Origin of the sequence: Marinimicrobium sp. UBA4509, assembly GCF_002388575.1 — a bacterium.
Lineage (GTDB): Bacteria > Pseudomonadota > Gammaproteobacteria > Pseudomonadales > Cellvibrionaceae > Marinimicrobium > Marinimicrobium koreense.
This window is the reverse complement of sequence record NZ_DGMV01000012.1, coordinates 19,674-42,036: the sequence shown is the minus strand read 5'-3', so window position 1 is coordinate 42,036 and position 22,363 is coordinate 19,674. Positions and strand designations below refer to the sequence as shown.

Here is a 22,363-nt window from a genome sequence, read left to right as displayed (position 1 = left end):
TCAACCATTTAATCCGCTTACCCGAAATTCACAAGGAAAATCAGGGGCTTCCGGGATTCTATAGTGGTGGGAGCGAGAGCATTCGAACCACCTAATATACGTATATCAATGCCTATACACACATCAATATCAATAAAATCAATGACTTATTGAACCGAACGTCTATCAATGAGTCTCAGCAATTGTCAATGTTCGCGGCATTATTGCGGCAATTTTCGTCACCCGCAGCAACTTTCAAATCCGACTCATTGGCGGACAACAAAACACCAAAAACAATTAAAGGTATATATATGATAAGAGTAGACTATGAGACCTCTCAGCATTGGGCCGTTAATCTCAAACCGCATTCCTATGACTCATTTCTTAATCTTGGTGCAACAGACAAGCTTTTTAGGTGGACTTATTACGTAGATGTCCCAGAAGAAAAAGGTCGTACTGAAACGCAGCTTTTAGATAAAATTTACAGCCTTACCCCCCAAGAGATCCAAAGTAAGTGCCAAAAAGAGGGAATAGCTATTGACCTTAAGGATCTAAAACAGTTCGCTAACTTCGAATCACTAAATTGTAGATTTAAGCGTCTTAATGTTGGTACGTAAACCCTCCGCAGTTCTATCGTATGATCAACATACGTGCAACTCTCAGATAAAAGGCAAATAAACTTGCCTTTTATCTCCCGCTCAACCAACGCGTCGCCACCATCCTAGCTACTACACTTAACCCATTTTCTAATTATTCCAATAAGGATCAATATTTCCCTGCATACACTTACTTACTTCGTTATCTATCGTGTTATTGGGTTTAACACAGTCTTCAAGCGATCTTACGTGCTCAATATCCCTTGCTCTAGCGTCTCGAGCCTCCCGCTCTCCTTCTCTTGCCGCTTTGCATGCTGTGTTTCTAAAGGTCAGCGTATCTCGTCCGGGATTACTGTTGTGCTCTCTAATCCAGTAATTGCACGTCTCGTATAGCTTTCTCACCGCTTTGTTGTCGGAGTTAATCTGGTACGTGTTCTTATGGTCCGAATAGTCTCTATGCGTCCTCGGCCCGCTGACTCTGTCTATTGCGCCATCACTACCACCTTTTCGTCTGCACTCGTGGTATAGGTCTTTATACTTATTTCGTTCTCTTAACCACGTTGTCATCTGTCGGCTTGAACCGCCCTTTCTCCGCAGACTTGTATAGTAATCGGCCTTGTCCTGGTATCTCTTACAATTCTGAGCTTGAGACTCTTGCGAATTCAGAACCGCGACATTCAGCAATGTAAAAACCACTATGGTTCCTATCAGCGATCTTCTTGTCACTCCCTTCATCCATGATTTAAGTCGTTTAATAATCTCCATGTCCTCTCCTCCATCGTTTTGCAACTGTTGGCGCTGTTACCCAGCCTTTCCCTGTGCTCCTAAGCTCTCTTGAGCCTCCTTTGTCACCGGGCTTATCTGCCCCGCTTCCGGCAGCTCCTTTCCGCTGTACACTCAGTATTCGTATACCGAAAATATCTTTGCTAAAGCTTATAGGTCATCAATTCTAATTTTTTACTGACCGCTTACGAGGTTCCCAAGTCTGATGCAGCTAATCCCCATCCTTCACGCCAGTTCCTCTCGCGTAAGCCCCTCCCCCTTCAATTCCTTTAACTCTTTCTCGTAGGTCCACAGCAAAGTACACCATTTACAATAATAAATAGATCACCTCTTGACTGCCACCCAGCCCGGAGCAGTGAAAGCTAAAGACAAGCAAAGCTAAATACTGCGTGAAACCGCATGCACTTTCAAAAATGGGGGACGGTGGCAGATGCCTCATGCTCACCAGAGAACTCTTCCGCCAGTAGCTTTCGAACGTCGCTATCGACGCATTTTCGACACTAGAAGGGCTGAAACGAAAAAGCCCCTGAAATTCACAAGGAAAATCAGGGGCTTACGGGATTCTATAGTGGTCGGAGCGAGAGGATTCGAACCTCCGACCCCCTCGTCCCGAACGAGGTGCGCTACCAGACTGCGCTACGCTCCGACTGGGTTGGCCTGTGCCAACGAGGGCGGAATTATAACAGCTGTTTTTCTGCTGTAAATGGGGAATTGGCATTTCTTACGTCACAGATTGACGGATTGGCGGGAGGATGGAGCCCCATGGCGGGCCGCAACTGGTATCATGCGGCCATTATTGTCTGACCCGAATGAGGAATTGACGCGTGAACGCCGCTTTTCGACTTGCTGCTGTAACCACTCTGGCTCTGGTAATGACCGCCTGTGTGGGCCCGCTGGACCGACCCGATGAGCCGGAAGGCCCACAGGTGGATCCCCAGGCGGCCGCCGTGGTCAGTCTGATCGATCAGGCTCGCCTGGCCTATGAGCAGGGCGACTATATGGGTGCCATCGCCGCCGCTGAGCGCGGTCTGCGGATCGATCGGCGCGAGCCCGAGCTGTATTTGGTGTTGGCCCAGAGCTACTTTGACCTGGCGCAGATGGAGCAGGCCCGTCAGTTTGCGGAACAGGGGCTGCGCCATAGCCCGCCGGACTCCCGCCTGTATCAGGCCCTGGAAGCGGTGCGCGGACGCGCAGCCCAGAGCACCGGCACCCTTCGCTTTTAGCCTTCCCCCTGGGCGTCACTGCATGAGATTCGGCTAATATATAGCCAAATCTCATGTACAAGCCCAAACCTATTTCCAATTGGTTTAATTAAGCGGCCGGAAAAACTGGCGATTTTCTGATCAGCGCCGATACTGTAAGTAACTGGTGTTGGCAATCCTCTGGTTTTATCAACCACCAGTTGGGTCCGGTGGACCTTGTCAGGAAGCTTTCCTTATTGTGTACTCCTATCTTGCCGGTGCTTGAAGCACCGGCTTTTTTTGGTGCGGCGCTCACTGCCAGAGGCGCTGCCACCAGCTGGGGCGGGACGAGCGGTCGATGCGACACCCAGCGGATTCCTCCAGAACCTGACCTTCGCGCAGCGGCAACCAGACGGCGCCCTCGCAGCGCTCGGCGCTGAGCTTTCCGGTGGCGCTGTCGATCCAGTCAAAACTCACATCACCCGGCGGCGTGAGGGGCAGCCCCTGAGTGGGCAGGTCCGCCATCATGTCCGCCCAGGCATGCAGGGCGCCGGAGGAGCCGGTGAGCGGGGTTTCCTCGTTGTTGTCCCGCCCGAGCCAGACCACCGCCAGGTGCTGCCCGCTGAAGCCGGCAAACCAGCTGTCCCGGTAGTCGTTGCTGGTGCCGGTTTTACCGGCCATGGCCAGCCCTTCCGGTAACCGCTGGTAGACCGACCGCCCGGTGCCCTCGCGCAGGGCAAGCTGCAGCAGGTACTGCATCTGGAAGCTGGCCTCGGGGCTGAAGCGCTGCTCCATCTTCAACGGATAGCGGCGCAGCGGGTCGCCCTCGGCGGTCAGCACTTCGCGAATCGCCCGCAGCGGGGTATAGACGCCTTCGGCGGCGAGGGTGTGGTAAATACCGGAGACCTCGTAGGGTGTCATTTCCACCGCGCCAAGAAGGATGGCCGGTACCCCGGGGATAGTCCCCTCAAAGCCGGCGGCACGCAGGGTGTCGTACACCGAGCCGAGCCCCAGGTTCATACCCAGCCGGGCGGTGGCCTGGTTATAGGAGTGCACCAGCCCCTGATAGAGAGGCACTTCCCCGTGATCTTCCAAGCTGGCGTTGCGGGGTTCCCACAGGGTGCCATCGCCCGCTTCCACGGTGACCGGGTCATCGCTGATCAGGGTACCGGGGTGATACTCATCCGGACGCTCCAGAGCCGTGAGATACACGAAGGGTTTGACCAGCGAGCCGATCGGACGGCGGGCATCCAGGGCGCGATTGAAGCCATTGAACCGTCCGTTGCGATCGCCCACCAGGGCCAGCACCTCACCGGCGCCCACCGAGGTGACCATGGCGGCGCCCTGCAAGCCTTCAGTGCCGTGTGCCTGCTCCAGGCGGTGTAACCGCTCACTGATCACCCGCTCCAGGCGCCGTTGAATCATCGGCGAGAGGCTGGTGAAGATGCGGAGCCCTTCGCTGCGCAGGTCTTCCTCCCGGTAGTCCCGACGCAGTTGCCGATTCACCAGTTCGATAAAAGCCGGGTAACTCTGCAAGCTGTAGTCCACATCCGGCACGATGCCCAGAGGGGCTTCGGTGGCCGCGTCCAGTTCAGCCTGGTCAATCAGCCCTTCCCGATGCATGACCCGCAAGACCAGGTCCCGGCGCTCCTTGGCCCGCTCCGGGTGACGCCAGGGGTTGTAGTAGGACGCCCCTTTGACAATGGCGATCAGCAGCGCGATCTGCTCGGTTTTCAGTTCGTTCAGGGGCTGACGAAAGTAATGCTGCGCCCCCAGGGCAAAGCCGTGTACCCCCCGGGAGCCACTCTGGCCCAGGTAGACTTCGTTGATGTAGGTTTCAAGAATTTCCGACTTGCTGTAATGCACTTCCAGGAGCACGGACATGATGGCTTCCTGGAATTTGCGTTGCAGGCTGCGCTCATGGGTGAGATAAAAGTTTTTCACCAGTTGCTGGGTCAGCGTACTGCCGCCCTGCACCACCCGCCCCGCCTGCAAGTTGGCCCAGGCCGCGCGCAAAATGGCTGTGGGCGATACCCCGAAGTGGTCCAGGAAGTCGCGGTCCTCCACCGCGAGCAGGGTTTCGCCGAGCAACGGCGGCAGGTCTTCCAGGCGCACCAGTAACCGGTCCTCGCCGTGGGCGGGGAAAATGCCACCGATCTCTTCGGGCTCCAGCCGCATCAGTGGTAGCGGCTCCCCCTGCCCGCCCTGCAGACGGGTGACCCGACCGGCGTCCAACGTCATCCGGAAACGCCGGGCCGGCTCGTCGCCGTCCCAGAACTCAAAGCCGCGGCTGTAAACGTCATAGTGCCGGGTGTTACCCTCAAACCGGCGTGCGTACTGCCCGGGGCCACTGACACGCTCCACCGGCCGGTAACCCAATGCCAGCATTTCCTGCTCAAACAGGTCGGGGGGCAGCGACACCCCTTCGTACAACTCCAACGGACGGGCGTAGACCCGCGCGGGCACCGACCACTTTTTGCCCTCAAATTTCTCGCGCACCACGCCGTTCAGATAGATCACCCAGAGCACAAACAGCAGGGCAATCACGCCCGCCGCATACAGCAGCCATAGGCGCAACAGCGCCCAGCCGTGGCGCCCCTGAGTGGGTCGTCCTTTGCGGCGGGTTCGGGTTTTGTGGCGACGTCGGGTCATAATCGGAGGTCAACTCGTTACTGGTGAAGCCCCGCGCGTTCGGGGCGCTTTCGTACGGGGCGCTTATTTTGCATAATGGTCGGCCAAAACCCAACCGGAAGCGCCACATAGCGCTCAATTTCGGACAGACAGCGAGGCATTCATGAACGATCACTATCACATCTACGGCATTGGCGCGGCTCTGGTGGACACCGAAATCGAAGTCAGTGACGCCGACCTGAAAGCCATGGCGGTCGCCAAAGGTGTGATGACGCTGGTCGATGAGCCCCGCCAGTCTGAGCTGATTGACTACCTGAGCGACCACTTGGTTCATTCCAATCGCGCCAGCGGCGGCTCCGGGGCCAATACCGTGATTGCCGCCAGCTACTTCGGTTGCCGCAGTTTTTATTCCTGCCGGGTCGCCAATGACGAGAACGGCGAATTCTACCTGAACGACATCAAGGCCGCCGGCGTGGACTATCCCGAGCACCTCGGCAGCGATCAGGGCATCACCGGTAAATGCCTGGTGATGATCACCCCGGACGCCGAGCGCAGTATGAACACTTTCCTCGGCATCAGTGCCGGACTGTCGGTGAACGAGCTGCACACTCCCGCCATTGATGCAGCGGACTATGTGTATATCGAAGGTTACCTGGTCAGCTCCGACACCGGTCGGGCCGCCGCCATTGAGCTGCGCGAGCGGGCGGAGAAGCGTAACACACTGACCGCGCTGAGCCTGTCGGACCCGGCCATGGTGCAGTTCTTCCGCGACGGCCTGCTGGAGATGATCGGCAAGGGCGTGGACCTGCTGTTCTGCAACCGCGAGGAGGCCATGGGCTTTACCGGCACCAACACGCTGGAAGAAGCCGCTCAGTCACTGCAGGATTACTGCCGCTCCTTTGCCATCACCTGCGGGGCGGACGGCGCGCTGGTCTTTGATGGCCGCCACTCTTATCACATTGATGCCCAGCCGGTGAAAGCGGTGGACACCAACGGTGCCGGCGATATGTTTGCCGGTGCGTTTCTGTATGCGCTCAGTCAGGGCCATGAGTATGACGTGGCCGGTCGATTTGCCAGCCTGGCTGCCAGCAAGGTGGTGACCCAGTACGGTCCGCGGTTGCGCCCGGAGCAGCATCAGGAGTTGAAGCAGGCGTTTTTTGGGTAGCAGACCGGGCAGTCCGGGTCGCGGGGGAGTTTGAGTTCGCGCCATTGGCTGGTGGTGGCGTCGAACAGCAGCAGCCGGCCGGCGAGGCTGGTGCCGACACCGGCGAGCAGTTTTACCGCCTCCAGTGCCTGCATGCTGCCGATGACGCCCACCAGGGGTGCCAGTACGCCGCTGCTGGCGCAGTTGAGTTGCTCGTCTTCACTCACGTCGTACAGGCAGCGATAGCAGGGACTGTCATCGCGGCGCGAGTCGAACACCGTGACCTGCCCTTCCAGGCGAATCGCGGCGCCGGACACCAGCGGTGTACGGGTAACGACACAGGCTTCGTTGATGGCGTAGCGCACGCTGAAGTTATCCGTGGCATCAATGACCAGATCCGCCTCGCGCACGCGGGCGGTGAGTGCCTCGCCGCAGAGTTTTTCTTCAATGGGGACCAGTTTTACGTCCGGGTTCAACGCCTGCAGGGCGGCGGCGGCCGAGCGCACCTTGGGCTCGCCGACACGCTCAGTGGTGTGCACGATCTGCCGCTGAAGGTTGGACAGGTCAACCTCATCGTGGTCCGCCAGCCATAACTCCCCAACCCCGGAGGCGGCCAGGTACATCGCCACGGGTGCGCCCAGGCCGCCGAGGCCCACGACCAACACCCGGGCGTTCAGCAGTCGCTCCTGCCCTTCGACATCCACTTCGGGTAACAGGATGTGCCGGCTGTAGCGCAGCAGTTGGTTATCGTTCATCATCGGCCACCTCCTTTGCGGGCCATTGCCCCAGTGTGACTCGGTCGCGTTCGTTCAGGTCCTGCTCGGTGCGCACGGCGCGAAAGCCCCGTACCGTGAACAGCTCTCGCACCGCCGATCCCTGTTCCCAGCCATGCTCTATCAACAACCAGCCGCCGGGCAACAAATGCCGGGGCGAGAGATTCACGATGTGCTCAATGTCCGCCAGCCCCTGGCGTTCGGCCACCAGCGCTGAGCGGGGCTCAAAGCGCACATCCCCCCGGTTCAGGTGCGGATCGCAGTCGGCAATGTAGGGCGGGTTGCTCATCACCAACTCAAACCGCTCGTCCATACGCAGCGCGGAATACCAGTCACTGTGCAGGCAGCGGACTCGCTCCAGCCCGAGACGCTGAGCGTTGCGCCGAGCCAGATCGATCGCCGCCGTGGAGGCGTCCAGCGCGGTTACCTCCCAGGCCGGTCGCTCACTGGCAAACGCCAGCGCGAGGGCACCGGTGCCCGTGCCGAGATCCAGCGCGCGGCCCGAGGGGGCGCTTTCCGTCAGCGTCAACGCCAATTCCACCAGTCGCTCGGAATCCGGGCGGGGAATCAGTGTGCTGGCATTGACGTACAGCGGCAGCGACCAGAACTCCCGTTCGCCCATGATATGGGCAATCGGCTCGCCTTTGCGGCGCCGGGACAGCGCCTGCTCAAACTCGGCCTGCTGAGCGTCGCTCAGTTCGGTTTCCGGCCAGGTGTACAGCCAGACCCGCTCCTTGCCAAGCACCCAACTCAACAATAGCTCCACATCAAGGCGAGGAGAGTCACTTACCGGGCTCAGTTCGATGGCCCGGCGCAGCGCTTCACTGACGGTGCGCATCACTCCGCCAGGGACGCGAGCTGGTCGGCCTGATACTCATGCACCAGGGGCTGTACCACTTCATCGAGCGCGCCCTGAATCACCTCATCCAGTTTATAAAGGGTCAGGTTGATGCGGTGATCCGTCACCCGCCCCTGAGGAAAGTTGTAGGTGCGAATACGCTCGGAGCGATCGCCCGAGCCCACCAGGTTGCGCCGCTCGTCCGACAGGCTTTTGGCAGCGGCCTCTTCGCTCTGGCTTTTCAGTTTGGAAGCCAGCAGTGACATGGCCCGGGCCCGGTTTTTGTGCTGGGAGCGCTCGTCCTGACACTCCACCACAATGCCGGTGGGAATGTGGGTAATGCGAATCGCCGAATCGGTTTTGTTCACGTGCTGACCGCCGGCGCCGGAGGCGCGGAAGGTATCGACCCGGATATCCGCCTTGCTGATGTCCACCGCCTCCACTTCGTCGGCTTCGGGCAATACCGCCACGGTACAGGCCGAGGTATGAATGCGACCCTGGGACTCGGTCTCGGGCACGCGCTGCACCCGATGCGCGCCGGATTCAAATTTCAGGCTGGCGTACACGCAGTCACCGGACACCCGGCTGATGATTTCCTTATAGCCGCCGTGTTCACCCTCGTTCTGACTGATGATTTCGATACGCCACTTTTTCTGTTCAGCGTATTTGCTGTACATGCGGAACAGGTCGCCGGCGAAAATGGCCGCCTCGTCACCGCCGGTGCCGGCGCGAATTTCCAGAAACACGTTCTTGCCATCGTTCGGGTCTTTGGGCAGCAACAGGCGCTGCAGTTCCTCTTCCATCGGCCCCAACTGTTCATCGCAGGCATCCAGCTCCTCGCGGGCCATATCGCGCATTTCCGGATCGGACAACAGAGTTTCCGCCTCGTCGCGATCGGCCTTCATCTGATGGTAGCGCGAATAGCTCTGCACCACCGGCTCCAGCTCGGCGTACTCTTTGGACAAGTCCCGAAACCGATTCTGGTTGCCGATGATGTCCGGATCGGACAACAGCTGGCCGACTTCTTCGTAGCGCTCGGTCAGGCGGGACAGTTTTTCTTCAATGGATGCTTTCATTCGGGTTCGCTTTTCTCTTGAGTCTCGATGTCATCCGCCTGCAGCCCAAACAGTTCGCGTGCCGCGGCGACCAGTTCTGTGCGCCCCTCGGCGCTGGCCTGACGCAAAGCCACACTGGGCGGATGCAATAATTTGTTGGTGACGGCGCGGGACAATTGCGCCATCAACTGGGCCGGATCACCGCCGGCCTCCAGCGCCTTCTGGGCTTTGGTCAGCTCCCGGGCCGCCAACGCTTCAGCCTGCTGCCGATACGAGCGGATGGTGACCGCCGCGTCCTGGGCGCGTTGCATTTTCAGGTATTGGCCGACGCCTTCGGCAATAATTTCCCGGGCCTTGTCGGCGGCGGCCTCCCGGGACTTTTTGTTCTGATCAATGACCGCATGCAGATCGTCCACCGTGTACAGATAGACATCATCCAGCGAGCCCACCTCCTCTTCGATATCCCGGGGAACCGCAATATCAAGCATGAACATCGGTTTGTGTTTGCGTTTTTTCAGCGCCGACTCCACCGCCCCCTTGCCCAACAGGGGCAACTGGCTGGCGGTGGAGGAAATCACAATATCGGCCTTGTGCAGGTGTTCCGGAATGTCCGCCAGCAGAATCGCCTCGGCCCCCAGTTCCTGGGAAATGACGTGCGCCCGCTCCAGGGTCCGATTGGCCACAACCAGCCGGCGAATCCCCTGTTCTTTGAGGTGCCGGGCCACCAACTGGATGGTTTCACCGGCGCCAATAAGCAAAGCGGTGTCTTCTTTGAGATCGGAGAAGATCTGTTGGGCCAGGGTAACCGCCGCGTAGGCCACGGACACCGGATTCTCACCGATGGCGGTTTCCGAGCGGACCCGCTTGGCCACCCCGAACACCTGCTGAAACGCCGAATGCAGCGTCGCCCCAACGGTACCCGCCTGGCTGGCCACAGCGTAAGCGGATTTCATCTGGCCCAGAATCTGGGGCTCCCCCAGCACCAACGAGTCCAGCCCGCCGGCGACTTTCATCATATGCCCCACCGCCTCGGCATCTTCAAAGCAGTAGTAACACCGGCTCAGGGCGTCCTCATCCATCTGGGTATGCTCTAGCAGCCAGGCCAACAGGGCGTGAACCTCGGCGTCGCTGGCGGCGTATATCTCGGTGCGGTTGCAGGTCGAGAGGATGGCGACTTCATTCAACCCCGCCCGCTCGCGGGCCTGCATCAACGCATGCTCCAGGCTGTCGGGTCCGAACGCCACGCGCTCGCGGATCGCCAGGGGAGCCGTATTGTGATTGATACCGAACGCCAACAGGGTCATAGAGTAGGAGCAGGTTTTGCCAGCAAAAGGGACGCCATTGTCCGGCCCTGGAGGGCCGGGCGCAAGGGGCGAGCAAGGAAAACGCTCACCACCCCGGGAATTATCGCCGCAATGGGGCGTCGAAGCCAGCCGGAGAGCAACCCGACTGGCGAACCCGGCCCGCTCTGTTTATGATGCCGGAATAGCCAATCAACCGATGAGACCTTATGAACGCCAGTGTCCCGTTAGTGACCGCCTTGGCGCTAAGTGCGCTGCTACTCGGCTGCGCCCAACAGCCCACAGGGCCCGAGCGCGAGCCAGCGTCGGCCAGCGAACCGGCAGAACCCTCGTCCGACCGCGCGGACGCGGCCCAGGAGCCCGAGCCCCGCGCCGCGCAACCGGCGCCCACTCGCCCATTCACCAGCGATACCCTGTACGCGCTGCTCGCAGCGGAAATTGCCGGTAGCCGGCAGCAGTTTGATATTGCGCTGTCCAACTATCTCCAGCAGGCCCACCAGACCCGGGACCCTCAGGTTGCGGCCCGGGCCACCCATATCGCCCGCTTTCTCTCGGCCAACAACGCCCTGCTCGATGCGGCACTGCTCTGGGTAGAGGTCGCTCCGGACGACACCGAAGCCCAACTGAATGCCGCCCTGGCCCTGGTGCAGAACGGTCGACTGCAGGAGGCCTTCGACCTGTCCCGGAAGCTGCAGGCCAAGGGCGAGCACACCCTGTTCCAGAACATTGCCGCCAGCGCCTCCGAGGCCACGGACACCCAGCGTGAGCGACTGATCGACGGCTACCTGACTCTCCTGGAAGAGTACCCGGAGCACCAGGAGCTGCTGATTGGCACCGGCCTACTGATGCAGCAACAGGGGGACCTGGAGCCGGCCCTGGACTATGCCTCTCGCGCACTGAAGGAAGCGCCGGACAGCGTGGCGGCCACCATCCTCAAGGCCACACTGCTGAACCAGCTGGAGCGATCCGACGAGGCCCTGCAGACGGTGGTGGGAGCTTTGGAGGATAACCCGGAAAGCCTGCGCCTACGGCTGCAATACGCCCGTCTGCTCACCCAGCATGACCTGGCGATGGCCCAGGAGCAGTTTGAGGTGCTGGTACGTCAAGAGCCCCGGGACCCGGATCTGCGACTGTCACTGGGTATTGTCGCTCTGGAACGTGGCGACACCGAGACCGCCCAGACCAGTTTTGAAAGCCTGCTCGACAGCGACGAACACGCCTCCAGCGCCAACTTCTACCTGGGTCAATTGGCCGAGCGGCAAGGGCGCAACGAGGAGGCGCTGCTGTACTACCTACAGGTTGAACCGGGCAGTGATTTTCTTCAGGCCACCATCAACATCATGGAACTGCTGATTGACAGCGGTCAGCTGGAAGCCGCCAACGATCATATGAACCGGATGCGTAACCGCTTCCCGGACCGTGCCGCCGACCTCTATCTGTTCCAGGCCCGGGTTCTGCTCCAGAAGGGCCACGAGGAGTCCGCTGAAGCCCTGCTGGTCAACGCGCTGGAGGCGCATCCGACGCACAGCGACCTGCTCTACTCCCGCGCCATGCTGTACGACCAGCAGGGCCGCCTGGAGGCCGCCGAGCGGGACCTGCGCAACATCCTGACCTACGACCCTCACAATGCCACGGCGCTCAATGCGCTCGGCTACATCCTGACGGACAAAACGGATCGTCACGAAGAGGCCTATGAACTGATTCGCCAGGCCCTGGCTCTCAACCCGGAAGAACCGGCCATTCTCGACAGCATGGGCTGGGTGCTCTACAACCTCGGCCGCCCCGAAGAGGCCCTGCCGTACCTGCAGGACGCCATGAGCGCTTATCCGGATCAGGAAATTGCCGCCCACCTGGGCGAGGTTCTGTGGCAACTGGGCCGAAAAGAGGAAGCAAGGGCCGTCTGGCAGCAGGGTCTGGAAACCGACCCGGAAAGCGAGCTGATACCCGCCACCCGCGAACGCCTGGGCGTCGATGCGGAGGGCGCGAATCAATGAGCCGCGTCCTCGCTCTGACACTGATGCTGCTGGTCGTCGGCTGTGCCCGCCAACCGCTGCAGCCCGTCGAGGACTGGGAGCGCCACCAGGCCGCTGCCCAGCGGCTCAACAGCTGGCAACTCAGCGGCAAGCTGGGAGCGAGGCTCCCCGACAACAGCGGCAGCGCCCGGCTGCGCTGGCATCAGGACCAGAGCAACTACCGGATCGACCTGAGCGGCCCCTTCGGCCAGGGGCGGGTCATCATCGAAACCACCGATAGCGGCGTACGTCTGCGCCAGGGCGGTGAGCCACCCCTGGAGGCCGCCAGCGCCGAAGCCCTGATGTGGCAGACCACCGGCTGGCGCGTGCCGGTGGCGGAACTCACTTACTGGGTGCGGGGCATCCCCGCCCCGGACAGTCGCCATCGGATACTTGAGCGCACCCCCCAGGGGCTACTGAAAACCCTGCGCCAGAGCGGCTGGACACTGCACTACAGCGACTATGAGGCCGTCGGCCTGCTACCGCTGCCCGGTCGCATTGTGGCCGAACGCAAAGACACCCGGCTGACCCTGATTGTCTACGATTGGTCACTCCCCGAATCATGAACCCATCAGTCACCCTGCCCGCGCCGGCCAAGCTGAACCTGTGCCTGCACATCGTCGGTCGACGCCCCGACGGCTACCATGAGCTGCAGACCGCCTTTCAACTGCTGGACTATGGCGATGAGCTGACTTTCAGCCCGAGGGCAGACACCGACATCCATCTGCACCCGGCCATTGAAGGCGTGCCCCTGAAGGACAACCTCATCTGGCGGGCGGCCCAGCTTCTGCGTCCACGCGCCCGGGCCTATACCGGTGTCGATATCACGCTGCTCAAACGCCTTCCCATGGGGGGCGGCCTGGGTGGCGGCAGTAGCGATGCGGCCACAACGCTGCTGGCACTCAACCAACTGTGGGACTGCCAGTACTCCAACAAGGAACTGCAGACGGTGGGATTACAGCTTGGCGCCGACGTCCCGGTGTTTGTCGCCGGCCACAGCGCCTGGGCGGAAGGCATTGGCGAACAACTGGTGCCCATCGAACTGCCCGAACGCTGGTTTCTGGTGGTCACGCCACCCACGCCCGTGGCCACTGGCACAATTTTTTGTCACAAAGATTTGACAAGAGACACACCGCCCATTACAGTAGCGGCCTTTCTCGAGCGGGGCGGCAAAAACGATTGCCAACCACTGGTCAGAGAACTTTATCCGGAAGTTGATAAAGCGCTGATTTGGTTGGAAAATTTTGTCAGCAACGCTACAATGTCCGGCACCGGCGCAAGCGTCTTCGCCAGCTTCGAGAGTGAAACCGAAGCGCGGGAAGTACAGGGAAAAACGCCAACTGATTGGTCCAGTTTTGTGGCCAGAGGCGTCAACCTTTCACCGGTGCACGATCGACTGTTCAATGCATGATGACAGTCGAACATTGTAAAAGCGGTTTCCGTAATCGCTGAAACGACGACTACTGGGGCGTAGCCAAGCGGTAAGGCAGCGGGTTTTGATCCCGTCACGCGTAGGTTCGAATCCTACCGCCCCAGCCATTATTCGTTAACGCGCCGCTGCCTCAGCGGCGCTGTTCGTTTGGGTCGATGCCTATAGCACCTCTCCTACGTGTTTCCCGCGGATCAGATAACGGAACCGGCAACCTGCCTCACCAAGAGCTCAGTTTTCCCTCCATCTGTCCCGCATTGGCTCGACGCCAGACAAGAATACGGCTGTAATAAAGCGGCAATGCAAACAAAAGGTACCGAACGTGACTGAGTTAATGGTATTCACCGGCAACGCCAACCCGGAACTGTCCCAGAAGATTGTGGACTGCCTGGGCATCGACCTTGGAGACGTATCGGTCTCCCAGTTTTCCGATGGCGAAATTGCCGTTGAACTGAACACCAACGTTCGTGGCCGCGACGTATTTATCGTCCAGCCCACCTGCGCGCCCACCAACCGCAACATCATGGAACTGATGATCATGATTGATGCGTTGCGCCGCGCCTCCGCCGGACGCATTACCGCGGTGGTCCCCTACTTCGGCTACGCCCGCCAGGATCGACGCGTTCGCTCCGCCCGGGTCCCCATTACCGCCAAAGTGGTGGCCGATATGCTCGTGGGCGTGGGTATTGACCGCCTGCTGACTGTGGACCTGCACGCGGAGCAGATCCAGGGCTTTTTCGACGTGCCCGTGGATAACGTTTACGGCTCGCCGGTATTGCTGGAAGACGTCGAAAAACAGAATTTTGAAGACCTGATTGTGGTCTCTCCGGACATCGGCGGCGTAGTTCGCGCCCGCGCGGTGGCCAAACAGCTTGGCGTGGACCTGGCCATCATCGACAAGCGCCGCCCCAACCCGAATGTGGCGGAAGTAATGAACATCATCGGTGAAGTGGATGGCCGCACCTGCCTGCTGGTGGACGACATGGTCGATACCGCCGGCACCCTGTGCAACGCCGCCGTCGCCCTGAAAAAGCAGGGTGCCAACAAAGTGGTGGCCTACTGTACCCACCCGGTACTGTCCGGCAGCGCCATTGACCGCCTGGACAACTCGCAACTGGATGAGCTGGTAGTGACCGACTCCATCCCGTTGAGTGAAGCGGCGCGCAACTGCTCACGGGTACGCACCCTGACCCTGTCGCGCATGCTCGCCGAAGCGGTTCGCCGCCTGAGCAATGAAGAATCCCTGAGTGCAATGTTCAACTGAAGAACGGTGCACTCAGCTAACCGCGGCCGACACTACTGTCCGGTCGCTTTTTGAACCCCGCTGGTGATTCTGGTCGCGGATTCCAGCGGATAACATCGAGGACTTATCATGTCTGAAGATTTTAAATTGAACGCCGAAGCCCGAGAAGACCTGGGGAAAGGTGCGAGCCGCCGCCTGCGTCGTCTCGAGGGCAAAGTACCCGCCATCGTGTACGGCGGCAAAGCCAAGAAGCCTGCCTCCATCATGGTCAGCCAGAAAGAACTGACCAAGCACCTGGAGAGCGAAGCTTTCTTCTCGCACATCATTGAGCTGAACATTGACGGCAAATCCGAAAATGTGATCCTCAAGGATCTGCAGCGTCACCCGGCCAAGGGTTACACCATGCACGCTGACTTCCAGCGCGTATCCAAAACCACCAAGCTGAACACCAGTGTACCGCTGCACTTCCTCAACGAGGAAACCGCCAAGGGCGTTAAAATGCAGGGCGGCAAGATTGTGCACAACATGGTTCAGCTGGAAATCAGCTGCCTGCCGGCCGATCTGCCCGAGTACATCGAAGTGGACGTGGCCGACCTGGAGCTGGGTCACAGCCTGCACATCTCTGACCTGAAACTGCCCAAGGGCGTTGAGTCCGTGGAACTTAGCCACGGCGCGGATCACGACCAGCCGGTTGTATCCATCAACAAGCCGCGCGGCATGGCCACTGATGACGCCGACAGCGAAAGCGAAGAAGAAGGCGGCGAAGAGGAGAAGTAAGCCTCACTCGCCCGAAAACACACCCCGACGGGCTCTGCCCTCGGGGTGTTTTTCTATCTGAAAGGTGAACCCCCATGGACATGCCCCTACAGATGATTGTCGGCCTGGGTAATCCGGGCACCGAATACGACCGCACCCGCCACAACGCCGGTGCCGACTTTGTCACCGAGCTGGCCTACCGAAACGGCGCGACACTCACGCCCGAGAACAAATTCCACGGCCTGACCGCCCGCATCACCCTGGACGGGCAAGACCTGCGCCTGCTGATTCCCACCACCTTTATGAACCGCAGTGGTCAGGCGATCAGCGCCATGGCGCAGTTTTTCAAGATTCCGCCCGAGGCCATTCTGGTCGCCCACGACGAGCTGGACCTGCCCCCCGGCACCGCCCGTCTCAAGCACGGTGGTGGCCACGGCGGCCACAACGGCCTGCGCGACACCATCAAGGCCTTGGGCAACAACAAGGAGTTCAATCGCCTGCGCCTGGGCATTGGCCATCCGGGCTCGGCGTCACAGGTAGTTGGCTTTGTACTGAAAAAGGCGCCCACCAGCGAACAGCAGGCACTTCACGATGCCATCGACCGGGCCATCGACGTGCTGCCACTCGCCGCAAAGGGCGAGTGGGCGAAGGCAATGAATCAGCTGCACACCAAGGTGTAACCAGTGCTTCAGGCTTGGGGGACGGCGGATGCGCTTCGCTTATCCGCCCTACACCGAGCTGCGGAGGTTGCGTAGGGCGGATAAGCGCAAAGCGCGCATCCGCCATTACCACAAACACCCAACTATAACCGTAGGTCGTATTAGGCCCGAAGGGCCGTAATTCGACATTAACGGCAGGCCCTACTCCCGTACAGGCCAGACCTGTATAATCCGGGCCTGTTTTTTTCATTCTCTGGCTGGATATCAATTTCATGGGCTTTAACTGCGGCATCGTTGGCTTGCCCAACGTCGGAAAATCCACTCTTTTCAACGCACTGACCAAGGCGGGCATTGGCGCCGAGAACTTTCCGTTCTGTACCATCGAGCCCAACGCGGGGGTGGTCATGGTGCCCGACCCCCGCCAGGAGAAGCTCGCCGAGATCGTCAAACCGGAGAAGGTGGTCCCCACCACCATGGAGTTTGTGGACATCGCCGGGCTCGTGGCGGGCGCCTCCAAGGGTGAGGGGCTGGGGAACAAGTTCCTCGCCAACATTCGCGAAACCGACGCCATCGCCCACGTGGTGCGCTGCTTTGAGGACGACAACGTCATTCACGTGGCCAACAGCGTCGATCCGGCGGCCGATATTGACGTGATCAACACCGAACTGGCCCTGGCGGACCTGGAAACCGTGGACAAGGCAGTGCAGCGCTACGCCAAGGCCGCCAAGGGCCAGGACAAGCACGCTATCGCTATGAAAGCACTGCTCGAGAAGGTTCAACCCCATCTGGACGAAGCCAAGCCCCTGCGCTCCTTTGGCCTGTCTGACGACGAGCTGGACCAGCTGCGCGAGCTGAACCTGTTGACCGTCAAGCCGACCATGTATATTGCCAACGTCTCCGAAGACGGCTTTGAGAACAACCCACTGCTGGACAAGGTGCGGGCCATTGCCGAGGAAGAGAAGGCCGTGGTGGTACCCATCTGCAACAAGCTGGAAGCGGAAATTGCCGAGCTGGAAGACGACGAAAAGGCGGAGTTCCTGGAAGAAATGGGCATGGACGAGCCGGGCCTGGACCGGGTGATCCGCGCAGGCTATGAGCTGCTGGGCCTGCACACCTACTTTACCGCCGGGGTGAAAGAGGTGCGCGCCTGGACCATTCCCGTCGGCGCCAGCGCCCCCCAGGCGGCCGGCAAGATCCACACTGACTTCGAAAAGGGCTTTATCCGGGCGGAAGTGGTCGCCTACGACGACTTTGTGGCCTATAAAGGGGAGCAGGGGGCCAAGGACGCTGGAAAATGGCGCCTGGAAGGCAAGGACTACATCGTCAAAGACGGCGACGTGGTGCACTTCCGCTTCAACGTATAAAACCCGCGAATCAGGGTTGACTTTAGGGGTGCAGACAGGGAAAATACGCGCCCTCACCAAGTGGCTAGGTAGCTCAGCTGGTTAGAGCACAGCACTCATAATGCTGGGGTCGGCGGTTCAAGTCCGCCCCTAGCTACCACTTTTGAGAAAACCCGCGCCTTGCGCGGGTTTTTTTATGGGTATTCATCTCCACCTGCCTTGACTTTCCCTCTCCTCGGACACATGTTTGTAACAGGAGGACAGAAAACGGGTTGGCACCGGGAACTCGCGGCCCAACCACGCAGTCCTCTTCCTTGAAGGCCTGGCCACGGCGTGGCAGGTCAGGGTTGCAAACTGAAAAGGTATTGGAGTCACTATGAATATACAGTTGTCCGGTCACCACGTGGATATCACCGACGGCATCCGCGAGGCCGTTGATAGCCGCTTCAAGAAGATCCAGAACCACTACCCCGACCTTGGAGACCTCTCCATGGCCCTCACCGTCGAACGGCACGCACAGGCCGTCGAGGTTACCACCCAGTTCAAAGGCGCTAAGGTGGCCGTACACGCCGAATCCCAGGATCTGTATGCCGCCATTGCCGATTCCGCCAAAAAGCTGGATGCCGCGCTAGCCAAGCGCAAAGGAACAACCCAATCCCACCGTCATGAAAAACCGGAACTTATGACTGAAGAGCCAGAATCCCTCAAAGATTGAGCCGTCCCCCCTGGATCCCTCGCGGGAGGGCCCAGGGGAGTATTAAAGGGGGGCAATCCGCCTTAGACCATTGTAATTTATTAACCGCCCGAGCAATATTTGTGAATAAAGGCCTGATGCTCTGGCAGTTGGTCTGCCGCCGCTGTCACGGCGGCACGCAGCTTTTCCAGCCAAGCACCGCCGTCCACAGTTCTGAACGCCAATAGCGGATCCACACGTTTTGGCCGGTGGTTCTGACCGACATGTACCGCCAGCCAACTATCCGGACCGAAAAGATCAGCGCCGTCCGCGATTAACCGGCCATAAGCGCCAAAGTGGTAAAGCTTGTTCTCCAGAGGTGTCGGTACTGGCATGTCCCGACATTCCCGCCACAGAGGGGAGTCGTCCCGCTCTGTGAGCTTATAGTGCAGAATCAGAAAATCTCGTATACGCTCAAACTCGTTGATGGTTATGCGGTTGTACTCGTCGATGACCGCCGAGTCAAAATCCCGATCCGGGAAGAAGCCGAGCAACCTGGATATAGCCGCCTGAACCAGATGTAGACTGGTGGACTCCAGCGGCTCCATAAAGCCACTGGAAAGGCCAACCGCCACGACATTTTTTTCCCAGAACTTTTCCCTTCGTCCGGTAGTGAACGCCAGCTCCCTGGGCTCGCCGAGGCGTTCGCCATCAAGATGCTTCAGCAAAGTCGCCGCTGCCTCATCGCTGCTGATATGGCGACTGCAGTACACATAACCATTACCGGTCCGATGCTGTAGCGGAATACGCCACTGCCAGCCGGCTGCATGTGCTGTTGAGCGCGTGTAGGGCGTTAGCTCACCTGGCGCACTGGCGACGGTCACCGCCCGATCGCAGGGCAACCAATCGCTCCAGTCCCGGTACCCGACTTTCATCGCCTCACCAATCAGCAAGGCCCTGAATCCCGAACAGTCGATAAACAGGTCACCTTCAATTCGCTCGCCACTGGCCATCTGCACCGACTCCACAAAGCCACTATCAGAATTCAAGTGCACATCGGTAACCGTGCCTTCACGGCGCTCTACGCCTTTGGCTTCAGAGTATTCACGTAAAAAAGCCGCATAGAGGCCAGCATCGAAATGATAGGCGTAATCGTAAGTAGAGAGCACATTGCGGGGATCTTGCACCGGAGGTGCGAATCGATTGCGGGAGGCCGCCGCCCAGGCCATGCTGTGTTCGTGCAACGGTGTGCTGGTCTCCCCACTCTCCCGTGCCCGGAGCCAATGGTGGTGCAGCGAGACGGTATCAAAATTCCGGCCGTGGGGACCGAAGGGGTGGAAATAACTGTGTCCCTGATGCGCCCAGTCGACGAACTGGATACCCAACTTGAACGTACCTTTCGTGCGCCGCAAAAACTCTCGTTCATCCAACCCGAGAACCCGATTGAACAGTCTTATCGGAGGTATCGTGGCCTCGCCCACGCCAATCGTGCCAATTGCATCGGATTCCACCAGGGTGATTGCACATTGCCCTTGCGTCGCGTTGGCGAGCGCAGCAGCCGACATCCAGCCGGCGCTGCCTCCGCCCACAATCACTATTCGGCGGAGTCGACGATCATCAGTATTCATTTGCTGTCATCCTGTCATTTCCGGCAGCATCAACGCCCGGTAGCGGCAGGTGCCACCACCGGCGGCGCCTGCACGTCAAACGCAACCGCCAGGCGCTCGCCATCAGTAAAAGGGACGGTAGAATGCCACAAGGTTGAGGGGAACAGCACCAACCGAGCGGCTTTGGGCTCAACCTCCTTGTAGGCCGGGAGATCAAGCTCAAGTTCCGGCGGTGGTGTACCGAACTGAAGCCAGCCCGCTGGCGGCTGCCCCATCCGCTCCCCCTCGGGCAGAGAAATATAGAGCGCCGAGCTGATCCAGCCCACCGGATGGGTATGACTGACATTGTAACCCTGGGATTTAAGGCGCACCGACCAACTACCGGAAAAGTGGACTCGCCCCCGCAACACCTCCTGTCGGTGGACTCCCAGAAGGGGATGACCAGCCACTGGCTCCGGCAAACGGCTGACGTAGGTCTGCACCGCCGCCTGAACCCGCGCTCTCAAGTCTCTCAGTATGGGTTCGTGACGCAGGAACAGGTTCTGATCGGTTTGCGTTCCGCCACGGACTGACTGCTCTGCATAGGGCGATCGGGCGGTGTGCAGTTGCCGCAGGAGCAGGGTGAGCTGAGCGAGTTCATTCCCGCTCAGGTCCAGCTCAAAGGTCTGTGCACGCCGGGCTTCCTCATCCAGCCATTCGGCTCGAGGATCCTTACGCAACCGCCAGATCAGAGACAGATAGGGCCAGATGACCGACGCGGAACGCGTATTCATATGGCGCAGTGCGGCCCGTTCTGCCCGATCCGGGTCACCCCGACGCAGGCTGTACCGAATCAACGCCATATCACGCACCACATCTTTGACCGAGGTGGTCTGTTCAAACAGCGTGGCTGCGCGCTCATCATCACCCGACTCACTCGCGACAAACAGCTCGGCCACCGTCAGCTGGGGATGCCCCTCAAAACGCTTTTCGGCCGCCTCAAGTACGCGACGGGATCCGATCCAGTCGCGAACCTGGGCAAGACTCCGGAACCATTCCAGCCACAAGGCCAGGTTGTCGGGCTGCCGAGCGCAGGCATCCTTGAAGCTATCGGTAAAATGCGTGGCATCACCACCAGTAAAGCGCAGACTGGCGATACTTTTATGGCCAGCCAACCAGCCGGGTTGCTGCTTCAAAGCATCCTGCAGAAGACCAATGGCCTTATCCCGTTGCCGCTCGGCGGCCAGCGCCGAGGTATAACCCCGCAATACATTAAGGTCATGAGGCGCCAGCTGCAAAACACGCTCAAAGGAGGCCGTTGACGGAAGGCCGGCCAGAAACCGGCTTTGAGCCAACGCCATCGCCGTATCCGCATTTCTCCCATCCAGCGCACAGGCCCGGGCGAAGGCCTCAGCGGCTTCCGGCTCCCACTGTTCCTGATGCAGCGCAAACCCCAACTGAGTCCAGATCGCTGCGCTATCGGGGTATTGCCCGGAAGCAGCCCGCAGTCGCTCAACCGCAAGGTCCGCGCGCCCTTCATTCATAGCCTGCTGTGCGTTTTGCAACACTTTATCGGTGGACACCACGTTACTCCGCCAGCACTGTCATCCACAAAAAAAAACGGGGCCGTGCCTCTTGCCACCACCCCGTGTACATTCGAAAAAGCCCACCGCCCCTGAACGCCAGGTTGCGGCGATCAGGGACAACGGGCTTGGGACCATCCCGTCTTAGAACAGGACTTTGATGGAGGCCCGGGCCGTCCGACCCAGGGCGGCGTTGCCGCTCAACACCGCTGGCGTAACCGACGTATCGTTTACGCCTCCCGCCCCGCGAAGATCTAACTCGTCCAGCAGATTATAGACCTGAAGTCCGAGCTCGAGGTTCTCTGTGGGGCTGTACTTGGCATTCGCCCCCCAGGTCGCCGAACCGGGCCACTCCCGCTGACCCGCATCCAGAGTATCGGTTTGCCCGGTCACGTTGAGTCCCACACTGAACTGGTCGGTCAGCTCATAGCTGGAGTAAATGGTGTAGGTCAGATCCGGAATACCACTGGCGCGACGGAAACTTTCATCACCCACACCCAACTGCTCGGCATCGGTAAAGGTGGCATTGGCGGTCACCGACAGACGGTCCCAGAAATAGGTGCCCAAGAGCTCGAAACCCTGCGACTTGTACTCGGCATCGATGATACAGCCACCGACATCCCCGAAGCCCAGGTCCCGACACACGGTCTGTGACAGCTCAAAGGTACTTTGTTTGAAATCACCTTTGAGTAGCGTCAGCTCAATCGAGTAGAGACCATCAAACAGCTCCCCGCGATTTTTGATACCCACCTCGTATTGATTGACGAAGTCGACATCGGCCACTCGGCCTGACTCATT

At 59.6% G+C, this 22,363-nt stretch carries 20 protein-coding genes and 3 tRNA genes; 13 read left to right on the top strand and 10 right to left on the bottom strand.

Annotation, left to right across the window (positions count from 1 at the left end; all coding sequences use genetic code 11):
* The first annotated feature begins 182 nt into the window (after positions 1-182).
* Positions 183-596 (top strand): hypothetical protein, encoded by a 414-nt coding sequence (locus B3520_RS01705; protein ID WP_286875190.1) that lies wholly within the window; start codon positions 183-185, stop codon positions 594-596.
* Between the two features lie 129 nt (positions 597-725).
* Here B3520_RS01705 and B3520_RS01700 read toward each other — a convergent pair whose 3' ends face one another.
* Complete coding sequence (locus B3520_RS01700) at positions 726-1,340, bottom strand: hypothetical protein (RefSeq protein WP_286875188.1); 615 nt, start codon at positions 1,338-1,340, stop codon at positions 726-728.
* Between the two features lie 587 nt (positions 1,341-1,927).
* A tRNA-Pro gene (locus B3520_RS01695) sits at positions 1,928-2,004 on the bottom strand.
* Between the two features lie 178 nt (positions 2,005-2,182).
* Here B3520_RS01695 and B3520_RS01690 point away from each other — a divergent pair.
* Entirely contained in the window at positions 2,183-2,581 is a 399-nt protein-coding gene (locus B3520_RS01690) for a tetratricopeptide repeat protein (RefSeq protein ID WP_024460925.1), read from the top strand.
* A gap of 270 nt (positions 2,582-2,851) precedes the next feature.
* Here B3520_RS01690 and mrcB read toward each other — a convergent pair whose 3' ends face one another.
* Complete coding sequence (gene mrcB / locus B3520_RS01685) at positions 2,852-5,191, bottom strand: penicillin-binding protein 1B (protein ID WP_024460926.1); 2,340 nt, start codon at positions 5,189-5,191, stop codon at positions 2,852-2,854.
* A 142-nt stretch (positions 5,192-5,333) separates the two neighbouring features.
* Here mrcB and B3520_RS01680 point away from each other — a divergent pair, with 142 nt between their 5' ends.
* A complete protein-coding gene (locus B3520_RS01680; RefSeq protein ID WP_286875185.1) occupies positions 5,334-6,335 on the top strand; it encodes an adenosine kinase in 1,002 nt (333 codons plus the stop codon).
* Here the strand turns inward: B3520_RS01680 and B3520_RS01675 are convergent.
* From B3520_RS01675 to hemA, 4 genes are read right to left on the bottom strand one after another with little or no spacing between them, the layout of a single operon-like run.
* The gene (locus B3520_RS01675; RefSeq protein ID WP_286805399.1) at positions 6,305-7,069 is read right to left on the bottom strand and encodes a HesA/MoeB/ThiF family protein; all 765 of its coding nucleotides are present in this window, start codon (positions 7,067-7,069) and stop codon (positions 6,305-6,307) included. The two genes, B3520_RS01680 and B3520_RS01675, sit on opposite strands and share 31 nt — an antisense overlap.
* The gene (gene prmC, locus B3520_RS01670) at positions 7,059-7,925 is read right to left on the bottom strand and encodes a peptide chain release factor N(5)-glutamine methyltransferase (RefSeq protein WP_286805389.1); all 867 of its coding nucleotides are present in this window, start codon (positions 7,923-7,925) and stop codon (positions 7,059-7,061) included. The genes B3520_RS01675 and prmC overlap by 11 nt, the downstream gene beginning before the upstream one ends.
* Positions 7,925-9,001 carry a peptide chain release factor 1 gene (gene prfA / locus B3520_RS01665; protein WP_286805387.1) on the bottom strand — a complete coding sequence of 359 codons (1,077 nt, stop codon included), beginning with the start codon at positions 8,999-9,001 and terminating at the stop codon, positions 7,925-7,927. The genes prmC and prfA overlap by 1 nt, the downstream gene beginning before the upstream one ends.
* Positions 8,998-10,284 (bottom strand): glutamyl-tRNA reductase, encoded by a 1,287-nt coding sequence (hemA, locus tag B3520_RS01660; protein ID WP_123638007.1) that lies wholly within the window; start codon positions 10,282-10,284, stop codon positions 8,998-9,000. Before hemA ends, prfA begins: the two co-directional genes overlap by 4 nt.
* A gap of 206 nt (positions 10,285-10,490) precedes the next feature.
* Here hemA and B3520_RS01655 point away from each other — a divergent pair, with 206 nt between their 5' ends.
* The 10 genes from B3520_RS01655 (at position 10,491) to hpf (ending at position 18,438) form a co-directional block, all read left to right on the top strand.
* A complete protein-coding gene (locus tag B3520_RS01655; RefSeq protein WP_286805386.1) occupies positions 10,491-12,275 on the top strand; it encodes a tetratricopeptide repeat protein in 1,785 nt (594 codons plus the stop codon).
* A complete protein-coding gene (lolB, locus tag B3520_RS01650) occupies positions 12,272-12,859 on the top strand; it encodes a lipoprotein insertase outer membrane protein LolB (RefSeq protein WP_123638009.1) in 588 nt (195 codons plus the stop codon). The genes B3520_RS01655 and lolB overlap by 4 nt, the downstream gene beginning before the upstream one ends.
* Complete coding sequence (gene ispE, locus B3520_RS01645; protein ID WP_286805385.1) at positions 12,856-13,704, top strand: 4-(cytidine 5'-diphospho)-2-C-methyl-D-erythritol kinase; 849 nt, start codon at positions 12,856-12,858, stop codon at positions 13,702-13,704. The genes lolB and ispE overlap by 4 nt, the downstream gene beginning before the upstream one ends.
* A 53-nt stretch (positions 13,705-13,757) precedes the next feature.
* A tRNA-Gln gene (locus B3520_RS01640) sits at positions 13,758-13,832 on the top strand.
* Between the two features lie 224 nt (positions 13,833-14,056).
* Positions 14,057-14,986: a ribose-phosphate pyrophosphokinase gene (locus B3520_RS01635; protein ID WP_036160594.1), complete on the top strand. Its 930-nt coding sequence runs from the start codon at positions 14,057-14,059 to the stop codon at positions 14,984-14,986.
* Positions 14,987-15,094: 108 nt separating this feature from the next.
* Positions 15,095-15,742: a 50S ribosomal protein L25/general stress protein Ctc gene (locus B3520_RS01630; RefSeq protein ID WP_286805384.1), complete on the top strand. Its 648-nt coding sequence runs from the start codon at positions 15,095-15,097 to the stop codon at positions 15,740-15,742.
* A 74-nt stretch (positions 15,743-15,816) separates the two neighbouring features.
* The gene (gene pth / locus B3520_RS01625; RefSeq protein ID WP_286875183.1) at positions 15,817-16,401 is read left to right on the top strand and encodes an aminoacyl-tRNA hydrolase; all 585 of its coding nucleotides are present in this window, start codon (positions 15,817-15,819) and stop codon (positions 16,399-16,401) included.
* A 251-nt stretch (positions 16,402-16,652) separates the two neighbouring features.
* Positions 16,653-17,744, top strand: coding sequence for a redox-regulated ATPase YchF (ychF, locus tag B3520_RS01620; RefSeq protein ID WP_286875182.1), 1,092 nt, complete (start codon positions 16,653-16,655; stop codon positions 17,742-17,744).
* A 62-nt stretch (positions 17,745-17,806) separates the two neighbouring features.
* Positions 17,807-17,883: transfer RNA gene (locus B3520_RS01615), tRNA-Met, on the top strand.
* Between the two features lie 216 nt (positions 17,884-18,099).
* Positions 18,100-18,438: a ribosome hibernation-promoting factor, HPF/YfiA family gene (gene hpf / locus B3520_RS01610; protein ID WP_123638017.1), complete on the top strand. Its 339-nt coding sequence runs from the start codon at positions 18,100-18,102 to the stop codon at positions 18,436-18,438.
* Positions 18,439-18,518: 80 nt separating this feature from the next.
* Here the strand turns inward: hpf and B3520_RS01605 are convergent, their stop codons facing one another.
* From B3520_RS01605 to B3520_RS01595, 3 genes are all read right to left on the bottom strand, one after another.
* Complete coding sequence (locus B3520_RS01605; RefSeq protein WP_286805379.1) at positions 18,519-20,024, bottom strand: tryptophan halogenase family protein; 1,506 nt, start codon at positions 20,022-20,024, stop codon at positions 18,519-18,521.
* Positions 20,025-20,053: 29 nt separating this feature from the next.
* Positions 20,054-21,565, bottom strand: coding sequence for a putative 2OG-Fe(II) oxygenase (locus B3520_RS01600; protein ID WP_286805377.1), 1,512 nt, complete (start codon positions 21,563-21,565; stop codon positions 20,054-20,056).
* Between the two features lie 144 nt (positions 21,566-21,709).
* Positions 21,710-22,363, bottom strand: a 654-nt coding sequence (locus tag B3520_RS01595; RefSeq protein ID WP_286875180.1) for a TonB-dependent receptor domain-containing protein, incomplete at its 5' end; no start/stop codon positions are given.